This is a genomic window from Methanobrevibacter wolinii SH (assembly GCF_000621965.1).
Taxonomy (GTDB): domain Archaea; phylum Methanobacteriota; class Methanobacteria; order Methanobacteriales; family Methanobacteriaceae; genus Methanarmilla; species Methanarmilla wolinii.
On the sequence record NZ_KK211379.1, the window covers coordinates 106,840 to 118,908 of the forward strand.

A 12,069-nucleotide genomic window follows, 5' to 3' on the forward strand; every position below is an offset into this window, starting at 1 on the left:
CAAAAGTTTTTTAAAAAAAATAAAGATAAATTAAAAATTTATTTTAATATGAAATTAATTATTTAAAAAAAATAAAAAAACAATATTTAAAAATAATTGATTAAATTAGATAATAAACTTAAACAAAAAGTAAAATAGAAAAAACAATTAAAGAAGATAAAAATTAGTTTAAATCATATCATTAAAAACTAAAATAGAAAAAATAGACAATAATTAAAATAATTAAAAAAACTTAATATATAAAAAGAATATAATATTTAAACATAATCAAATTAAATTTATCACTAATAAAAAATTTTTGAATTAAATTATTAAAATATTAAATAAAATAAAAAATACTTTAATATTTAAATTTTAATTTGATTATAATAATTAATGGAGGTGAAAAAATAAAGATAAAGTATTCGAAATATTATCTCTTACTAATAATTATAATATTTACATTAATTACTTTAAGTACAATTAATGCCTCAGATATAAATTCGAGTACAAATCATAATGGATTATTAGATAAACAAGTATTAAATTCTAATGTTGAAGTCATAAATGATTCTTCTTCAAATATGAAAACTCAATCAACACATTCTTCAAACTCAAAGAATATAAAAACTCAATCAACACACACTTCAGATTCTAATAAAAATACAGAAATTCAATCAACACACACTTCAGATTCAAAGAATCTAAAAATTCAATATTCTACAAGTTCAAAAGACAATATAAACTCTAGAAAAGTAAAAGATATAAAAACAGAAAATACATATCTTAAAGAAGAAAATACAAGAAATATCCTTAAAAACTCAAGTACTAATAATAATTATCCTGGAAAAACCATTATAATTACAGATAATAACTATGAAGAATATTTTAATAAATATACTGGTGAAGTATTATCTGATGATATTTTTAATAATGGAGATATTTTAAAAATAGGAAATGTTACAAATAGATTATTTAAAATAAATAAAAGACTTTATATTACAAGTATTAGTCCTGATGATAAAATTAGAAATGGTGGAATATACCTATTAAAAGGTAGTGATGGTTCAACTATTACTAAGATTAATATTTTAAATAATCAATCTACTGTTGATATTAATGGTTTTAAACTTGTAATTCCCTATGGATTCTATTTAAATAATACAAATAATAATATTATTTCATTTAATACAATAGATTCAAGAAAATGTGAATTTGGTTTTGCATTATTCTCTTATAATTCTTCTTATAATAAAATTGTTTATAATTCCTTTCATACTGGAAATTCTAGATTGGAAGCTACAAGCTGTTTAGTAATGGATTTATCAAATTATAATATAATATCATATAATAATTTAACTACAATCCAATCTAATACAATATACTTAAATCATTTAGGATGGGAAGGAGCAAAAGACGTTTGTATTGGAACATATATTTCAAATAATTACTTATATACAGAAATTGCATCACAAATGTCTTATGGTATGCAAATAGTTTATGGATATCATAATAATACAAGTATAATTAACAATACAATAGAACATGTATCTGATGCTATTAATGTTGATGGAGAAAATCTTACTATTATTGGAAATAAAATGATTAATTTAACTGAATCAGGTATTATTAATCATGGAAGAAATATTTTAATAGAAAATAATAGTTTAATCTCATATCAAAACATACTTGGTGGTATAAAAGTTTATGGAAATAATGTAAATATTTCCAATAATGATTTATACTTTAATAATGATATATACAGTGGAATAGAAATCTATTCTAAAAATACTACTTGTAATAATAATAAACTTACAATGAAAAATTATGGTACTGGTATTTCAATAAATAATGATAATAATACTATAATAAATAATAAAATACTTTCTACAGTAGATCCTGGTATTTACTTTAATAGTTCATATAATAGAATCCTAAATAATATTATTGAATCAAATGCATATGGAATTAATGCAAACATAAAAAATGCTAGAATCGAAAATAATACAATATTAGGAAACAGAATAAAATCTGACCATGAAGGTATTAATATTAATGGTTTAGTTTATCATTCTATTATTGGAAACAATATAATAGATACAAATGCAACAACTGGTATTAATAGAAATATAACTGATAATAAAAGTGATAGTTTATTTGATAATATAATAAATGGAATACTAACAGATCCAACAGCAATTACAATTAATGATACTAATTTTTATGATTTCTTTACAAAAGATGGATATTTAAACTTTACATTTAAAGAAGGTGCAAATAGAGTCATAATTTTAACTATTTTAACAAATAAAAAAATTATAATTGATAAAACCATGTATTTAATGAGTAATCAATATAATAATTTTTTATATAATGTTACAATAGATTTAATTAAAGGTTCTGAAGGAACTGTTATTAAAGACTTAACAATCTATAATATAAATAATGATAAAGCAATAAGCATATCTAATACATCTAATATTGAAATTACAGGAAATAATATTACTTTAATAAATAATAACAAAGTAAATAAAATAGTTAATGGAATTTCAATAGAAAAATCAGATAGTAACAATATTAAGAATAATAATATTTATATTGAAACTATTAACTCTGGAATAGCTATTAATAATTCTAATGATAATGGAAATTCCATAAATATAAATAAAAATAATATTGTTATAAAATCAGATACTGGAAAAGCTATTATAACAGATTCCTTAAATAACAGCCAAATAAATGAAAATTACATAAATATTCTATCAAATAATACAAGTTATGGAATATATTTAAATGGAAATAATAACACTAATAATTTAACTATTAAAGAAAATAAGATTATAATTAATTCTAATAATAGTGGATATCCTATTATATTAAATAATATTAGTAAATCTTTAATCTATGAAAATAAAATCTATTCAAATTCAAGTGATTTTAATAGTATTTTAATAAATAATGGATCTAATCTTAAAATCCAAGAAAATAGAATTACAGGATTTACAAATAATAATACAGATAGTAAAATTATTAATCTTTCACATAATTCAAATAGAATAGAAATAATTAAAAATACTATTGAAACAAATAGTAAAAAGATTATAGACTATTATAAGTATAGTGTTAAAATCAATATTGAAAATAATACTTATGTAATTAGTGATTATAACTTCTTAAATTATTTCACAAGTAAAATTAATGGAAGATTAAATTCAGTTATTAAAAAAGGAGATAAAATATTATTTAAAAATTTAACAACTGTTAAATCATTTATAATTGATATCCCATTAAATATTAGTTCATATGATGCTGATTCAAGCATATCTTCAATTATTATATTTAATAAAGGTAGTTCCAACTCCATAATATCCAATATGATATTTAATACTTATAATGAACTTAAAATTATTTTAAATAATACAGAAAATATAAAACTTAATAATAATATTTTCAGAATCTATGATACAAGAAATGCAAGTATCATACTAATTAAAAATGGATTAAACAATACATTATCTAATAATGATATTGTTATAAATGGAAGCTCAAATATTGAATTTATAAAAATTGATGATAGTGAAAATACAGTATTTAAAAACAATAATATCAATGGAAATACTAAAGAATTATTAAATTTAATTGAAAATAATAATTCAAATTCAACTAAAATATCAAATAATAATATTTTAATCAATACAGACATAGTAAAACTAATTAAATCCATTAATTCAAATAATACAATCATTAATTTAAATAAGATTAAAGTTATAGCTAAAGGCTTTGTATGTTTTGAGAATAATACAATTAATGAAATTATAGAAAGTAATGATATAATAATCTCAAACAATAATACAAGTGTTGATAATATCCAAGATCAAATACCTGGAAATCAAACAGGAATCTATTGTACTAATATAAACTCTACAATAATTAGAAATAATCATATTGAATCATTAAATTCAAAAAATGATTACTGTATATACATTGATTCAAAATCTAATAATACATATATTATATATAATTATCTAGTAAGTGATAATAATGTAAAAACTGCAAATGCTGCAGTTTATCATAAAGATTCTAAAGTTTATGAGAATACTCCTTGTGAAATTTATATTTCAATTAAAGGAAGCGACGAATACGGAAATGGAACTAAAGAAAACCCTTATAGAACACTTAAATATGGAATAAGTAAAGTATTTAACAATGGAATTATTTACTTAGAAGATGGAAATTACTTTGAAAATGATATTATAATAAATAAAAATATTACAATATCTGGAATTAATAAAGAGAAAGTAATAATTAATCTTAATAAAAGTAGATTATTTACAATAAATAATAATACTAATTTAACAATTAGAAATTTAATATTTACTGAAGGAAACTCTATTAATGGTACTGTATTCTTAAATAATGGAATATTAACCATTATAAATTCAAAATTTATTAATAATACAGCATTCAATGCTAATAAAACTGAAGTATCTGGCTTTGGTGGTGTAGCTACAAATTATGGTGATTTAAACATAATTAATAGTAGTTTTACTAATAGTATTGCTCATAAAGGAGGAGTAATTAAAAATTATAAAAACTTAAGAATTTATAATTCTACATTCTATAATAATTCTGCTATTGAAGGTGGAGTAATATATAATGAAGGAAATTGTAGTTTATATAATTCAAATTTTTATAATAATACTGCAATGAATTCTTTAGGTTTTTGTGTAAATCATAATAAAGATGTAAGTAATTGTTGTAATCTTGGTTCTGGTGGAGTAGTATATAATCATAGAAACTCAAAACTCATTATAAATAATTGTAAATTTAACTATAATTCTGCAGTTAATGGAGGAAGTATATATTTTACTAGTAATTTAAAAATTCCAGATAATTCTACTTTAGAAATATATAATTCAACAATAAATAAAAACACTGCAAGTAATAATGGAGGTGGAATATTTGCCTCTGTTAATAGATTAATAATTAAATCCACAAATATTACAAATAATGAAGCAAATAAAGATGGTGGTGGATTATCTATTAATAGCCGTAGCGGATTAATAGATGGTTCTAAAATTACCCATAACACTGCTGAAAATGGTGGTGGAATTAGTCTTTCTGGAAACATTACAATAACAAATACATTTATTAGTAACAACACTGCATCAAGTGGTGGTGCAATAAACTACCATGGTGATAGTTCTTATAACCATCTTACAAACCATGTAATTATTTATAACTCAACTATAAGTAATAATCGTGGTTTAAATACTGGTGGAGCATTTGAAAGTGTTTATGGAAATATTAAAATTTCACATTCAAATATTGTAGGTAATTTTGCACCTGAAGGATCTACTATATCAACATATAATAATAATCATATAGATGTAGATAATCATAATTGGTGGGGCTCTTCAAATGGACCTGATGATTCTGTCTGGAGAACTGCTGATTTAAGTAAAAGAGATTGGTCTAGAAGTGAAATTATTTGGTATAAAGTAGATGATAACAATAAACCTTCAGGTAATCCTAGTGGAAATAACCCTCATGGTACTACTCATGGAAGCTTACCTGGTGGTACTGGAATTAACTTAGTACCTAATCCTGGAAACGGAAAAGGTACAGAAGGTAATGGAAATAGTCAAGGCCATGAAGGTAATGGAAACGGTACTGGTACTGGAAATGGAAATGGAAACGGCGGTACTTTAAACGGCCAAGGTCATGGAAGTGGAAACGGAGGAAACGGAAATTCTAATGGCCAAGGAAGTGGTGGTACTAGTGGAAATAGTCATGGACAAGGTGCTGTTGGAACTAGTGGAAAAAGTTTAGGTGGATCTAGCTCATCTTCATCATCCTATGGAGACGATTCAGGATCTAGTTCTTCATCTGGTTTGTCAAAAGCTTATGAACTTACTAAAGAAAAATTAGCTAATACTAAAAAAGTCGATCCAAATACATTAATATATGTAATAATACTATTTTCAATATTAATTTATATTGGATATAAAAAAGAAAAAAGAAATGATAAAAATCGATGATTAAATTAATCATCATTTTATTGTTTTTTAAACTAGTTATATAATTAAATTAAATAGATATTTAATTTATTTATATAATTAAATTATCAATTTAAGAAAGTTTAGAAAAAATAAGGATGTGAAAATATCAAATTTAAACTGAAATATTCTATTTTTCTTATTTTAATATTTATACTCGTTTTATCTATTTCTGGAATTAGTGCTACAAATAATAACACTTCATATAATTCTACTAATTTAGAAACAAATCATAATATTAATATTAATGAAAATAGTATAAATCAATCAAATGTATGTCAAGTTAATAATGAAATTTATGTTTCAGTAAATGGTAGTAATAAAGAAGGTTATGGATTACGTGATAAACCATATCAAAGTCTTGATTATGCAATTGATAATGCAGAAAATAATTCTATAATCTATATATTCAGTGGAAGATATAATAGTACAGGTTTCAATATAAATAAAAACCTAACAATAAAATCAATAAATGGAAATGTTATTATAGATGGATTAAATAAAACATTTATCTTTAATATTTCAGAAAATACAAGTCTAACCTTAAATTCAATTACAATTATTAATGGATATGGTGATAAAAATAGTGAAAGTTCTTTTTATAATAAAGGAAATTTAACTATTATTTCATGTAATCTTACAAATAATAAAGGATTTATTTCTGGTATTTCAAATTTTGGTGATTTTACAATTAAAGATTCAAATCTTGATTTAAATAAAGGTGAAAATGCTGGAGATATTATTAACTATGGTAATTTAATTATATACCACTCTTTAATTAATAGAAATCACTTAAACAACTTTGGAAATATAGATTTAAATTATTCTAAAATAACTTATAATTTAATTTCAAATAATAATGGAACTAATAAAAGACCAAGAATTAGAATTAACAATACAGATTATGATAAAGACTTTTATGCATATCTAGATATTTCAAATTCAGATATAACAATGGAAAATTCAAAATTTTATGGTGGTGAAGGATATTATAGAGTATTCTTTTATAATTCATTAGTTAATATTAAAAAATCTTTATTTAACACACCTATTCAACTAAATGGAAATAATAATCTTACAATAAAATATTCTTCATTATATAAAGTTTATGGCTCAAATAATAAAGAAAAATTTGTTAATTTATCTAGTAATTGGTGGAAATTAAATAATGGACCAAGTATTGGATCTATAGAAAATAAATTTAAACCAGAAAACTGGATTATTGTAAACTTTACATCAAAAAATCCATTAATTAGAGCTAAAGATGAAATTTTAAGATTAACACTTAAATTTACTGATGGAAAGAAATCTTGGGATATTGATAAAGATATTGATATTATAGATATTCCCGCAAGTTTTGAATGTGAAAATGGTAAATTTACAATAAATTCAGGAATTATTAAAAATCACATACTTGAAACAGAATACCTAAACAATACTGAAGAAACTATTATATATGGAATAGTAAATAAAGAAAGATTAAAATTATTAATTGGACGCGGATTTACAAATTATACTATATATGTATCTACAGATGGTAATGATGTTACAGGTAATGGTTCAAAAGAAAATCCATTTAAAACATTAGGTAGAGCACTTAATAAAGCTTTAAATGGAAATACAATTTGTATTTACTCAGGAATATATACTGGATATGAAAATTCTAATCTTAATATTAGAAAAAATATTACATTTAAAACATATAATGGTCCAGTTACAATTAGAACATATATGAACAATAATATATTTACAAGTGAAGAGTGGGGAACCTTAAATATATATGGTATTAATTTTATTTCAGATAAAAATAATGCAAATATCATTATAAGCTCAAATGGAGGAGATATTAATCTAGAAAACTGTTCATTTAATAATATTTTAAGTCCTAAACTTATTTATGTTAAACAGGGATACAAATCAAGTGGTAATTTATTTATTAATAATACATCATTTAAGAATATCTCTGGAATTGCAATATTTGGAAATCCAAAAATAAAAGTATATAATTCTAATTTCACAGGATTTACTAAATATGGAAATTACTATGATTATAAAACTGTTATCTCAACAAACAACAATATCCATATAGAAAATTGTAACTTTATAGATAATAATATAGGAACAATTTATTCTAAGGATAACTCTGCAGGATTAATTTATACTCCAATAACTGAAGTTAAAATAATAAATTCTACTTTCATTAATAATAATGGATTAAGTATGGATACATATGGAAATACTTTACCAGTAATAGGATTTGAAGCAAACTATGCAAATCCAATATATATTGAAAATTGTAAATTCATAAGAAACCAAGGCCATTGTATTAATGGAGCAAATTACATTATAAATTCTAGTTTCATATCAAATTATGGAGATACAACAATTAAAAATGGTAATGAATACTATGGAAACAACTTAAGTATATATAATTCAAGTTTTATTAATAATACAAATAATAATACAAAATCTCAAGATTATTATAATCAAGGAATAGTATTTAATGGTGGAATATTAAATGTTGAAAATACTAGTTTTATAAACAATAGTGCTAGTTATGGTGGAGCAATATACAATTATAATATAGCTAATATTAAATATTCCATATTTTTAAATAATAAAGCTACATACTTAGGTAACGATGTTTTTAATAGATTAGGTAAGATGAATGCTTCATCTAATTGGTGGGGCTCAAATGAAGGTCCAATCTCAGATAAAGCATACAGATTCCTTGGAGATTTAATATTAGATAATTGGATTATAATGACATTAAATCTTGATAATTATACAAATGATAATTATACTGTTAAAGTAGGATTAAATAAATTAACAAATTCTAAAAAAGAAATATTTGATACAGAATATACTGTTCCAGATACACGAATTGTATACTTTAATTGTACTTATGGTAAAATAAATCAAACTAGTATTCTATTAAATAATGGAACAGGATATGTTCTTGTAATTTCTAATCTTAAGAATCATGATGCAATACTTTCTGCAAGAATAGATCAACAAGTATTAAACTTAAGAATAAGTAATAAAAGTACTAAAATTTTAATAGAAAATTATGCAATATATGGTGATAAACAAAATATTAATATGACTTTAATCAATGTTAATGGTTATAAAATAAGTAATCAAACATTGTATGTAAGTTTTGTAAATTCTACTGGAGAAAATCAAGAAACTTATAGAGTTAAAACTGATGATAATGGTTTTGCTAAATTAGAACTTAATCTCACACCAGATATGTATACAATAATTATAAAATATGAAGGTAATAGTTATTTTGAGAAATCTAATGCTACAGCATTATTAAATGTTTTAATAACAACAACTAACCTTATTGGATATAATCAAATATATTATGGTAAAAACAATGATTTCTATGTAATAATAAAAGATTCATTTAATAATCCATTAATAAATAAAATGATATACTTCAATATAAGTAATGGTAAAGATCATTATATATTTATTACAAACTCTAATCCAAATGGAAGAGCAGATATTAGTTTATCAATTAATCCAGGAAAATATACAATTAATGCTTACTTTAAAGGTGATAAATGGTATACTGGATCTAATATAAGCTTAAATGTTACAATATATCCAAGTAATACAAAGATTATATCATCAAATAAAACATTATATGGTTATGGTGATATTTACTCAGTTAAACTTTTAGATAATGAAAGTAATCCTATAAAAGGAGAAACTATTGAATTAACTATTAGTAAAGGTAATATTAGCCAAACATTTAAACTTGAAACAAATGATGAAGCTAATGCTGAAATAGCTATTAATCTTTTACCTGATACTTATAATATAACTGCAATATATAAAGGTAATAAAAATTATAGTCCATGTGAAGCCAAATCTACAATAAAAGTAGAGAAAGTTTTAAGTAGAATAATTTCAAATCTTAATGTAAATTTAACAAAAACAAATGATATTGTTTTAATAAAACTTATAGATTTATATGGAAAAGCAATAACTAATCAAACAGTTATTCTTATAATATATGAAAGAAACAATACTTATACTTTTGAATCAAATACTGATGAAGAAGGTATTTCATATATTACAGTTAATTTAAATCCAGGTGAATACCAAGGTACAGTAAGTTATCAAGGAAATAGCTGGTATAATCAAACAAGTACAGGTATATCATTAAGTAAAGATACTAATTCAAATACAACAAATTACATAAATTTAACTGCTGATAACTTTATACAATATTATGGTGAAGATAAATATTTCAATATTACATTCTACGATCCAAATGCAAAATCACAATCTAATAAATTAATTGTAGTAAGTATTATTGGAAAATCAAGTTATAGAACATATAATTTAACAACAGACATAGATGGTATTGCAAGATTACAAATACAATTAAATCCAGGAATATACACAATTACATATAAATATGATAATATATATTATGGAATACATGTAAATGGAACAAATAATATAAGCATATTAAAAACTCCAACAGTCATATCCTTAGAAAATATTACAATAAAATACAATACCGGAGAATTATATGAGATTACTTTAAAAGATATTAATGGAAATACACTTAATAACAAGAAAATTACATTAAATCTAAACTCTGCATATGGAGTTAAAGAGTATAATTTAACAACAGATAATTATGGAATAGTTAGATTAAAAACTAATCTTAATATAGGTACATATATTATTAAAGTTAAATACAATGGAGACAATAATTATTATAATTCAAGTAATACAAGCACATTAATAATTAAAGGATCATCAAATAAGATTCCTACAAAAATAGAATGTAAAGACATGACTCAAGAAGCTGTTGATTTCTATCAAGGTGAAAGAGGAGGCTATTTTAAACTTACTCTTAAAGACAAAAATAACAAAGTAATAAGTAATAAAATGCTTCAAATTGGATTTAATGGAGTAGTATATAATGTAGTCACTGATAAAAATGGAGTTGGAAAACTTCAAATAAATTTAGCATTTCCTGGAGTCTATACATTTGCAATTGCTTTTTTAAGTGATAATAAATATGAAGGTAGTTTTTCTGTTGCAAAAATAACTATTACAAAAAAGACACTTAAAATAATAGCACCTACAAAAACTTATAGGCAAAAAACAAAATCTAAATATATAACAGTTACATTAAAAGACAGAAAAAATAGAGTAATTAAAGAAAAACAACTAAAAATAAAAGTAAACAATAAGATATATACTGTAAAAACTAATAACAAAGGAATAGCTACACTAAAAATTAATCTAAACAATAAAAAAATATATACTTATATAGTAAGCTATTCTGGTGACAATAGATATAATAAAGTAACAGCTACTGGAAAAATTAGAATAATCTAAAAAAAACACATAAAATAAATTACTTAAACATGACAAAAATAAAACAAGTATTTAAAAATTACTTAAACATAGCAAAAATAAAAATGTACTTAAAATATTAAATATTTTTTATATAAAAGTGATTTATTCACTTTTAATACTTTTTTAAATTTAAATATAAAAACTATTTTTAAAAATAAGCTATTAAATAATATAAAAACATGAAACTACTTTTTAAAATAATTAAGCTATTAAAAAATATAGTAAAAAAGCTAAAAACTACATTTAAAATAATTAACTTATTATATAATATAAAATAGTATAATAAAAAATCTAAAAAAAACATAAATATATATTAGGGGCCTGAATTTTTCACATTTGTGAGAGCTTTTGTAGGCCTGTTTTTGATGTATCTGAGTTTTGTACAAGTAGTGTTCCTAATAATACATATAAATATAAGGTTTTTTCTACTGATTTTGGTGTAAATTTGTGTATTTTTCTCATTTCTAATGAATTTTTAAGTACTTTGAAATAGTCTTCGATTTTACCTCTTATTGGTTTGTAATGTTTCCAATTCATGAGTTTACTGATTAATTCTTTTTTTAATCGTTTAAATAGTCTTTTATTTTTATTTAATTGCTTTTTATTTTTAAATATGTTTAAGGAGTAGCTTAAAACA

General features: G+C 21.7%; 2 protein-coding genes and 1 pseudogene. 2 read left to right on the forward strand and 1 reads right to left on the reverse strand.

The window, feature by feature from the left end; translation table 11 throughout:
• Nucleotides 1–359 precede the first annotated feature (359 nt).
• Together T523_RS08415 and T523_RS08420 are read left to right on the forward strand one after the other, a co-directional pair.
• Nucleotides 360–6,020, forward strand: a complete 5,661-nt coding sequence (locus tag T523_RS08415) for a right-handed parallel beta-helix repeat-containing protein (protein WP_156929622.1) — start codon at nt 360–362, stop codon at nt 6,018–6,020.
• Between the two features lie 972 nt (nt 6,021–6,992).
• Nucleotides 6,993–11,411: a hypothetical protein gene (locus T523_RS08420; RefSeq protein WP_042708529.1), complete on the forward strand. Its 4,419-nt coding sequence runs from the start codon at nt 6,993–6,995 to the stop codon at nt 11,409–11,411.
• 351 nt (nt 11,412–11,762) lie between these two features.
• On the opposite strand, the pseudogene T523_RS08425 reads toward T523_RS08420, so the two are convergent.
• Nucleotides 11,763–11,996: pseudogene (locus T523_RS08425) on the reverse strand (IS5/IS1182 family transposase); the annotation flags it as partial.
• Nucleotides 11,997–12,069: the final 73 nt, after the last annotated feature.

What these genes read in the sequence shown, in the direction of transcription:
- T523_RS08420 (WP_042708529.1), top strand. Translation starts at nt 6,993, where the DNA reads ATGGAAAATTCAAAATTTTATGGTGGTGAAGGATATTATAGAGTATTC.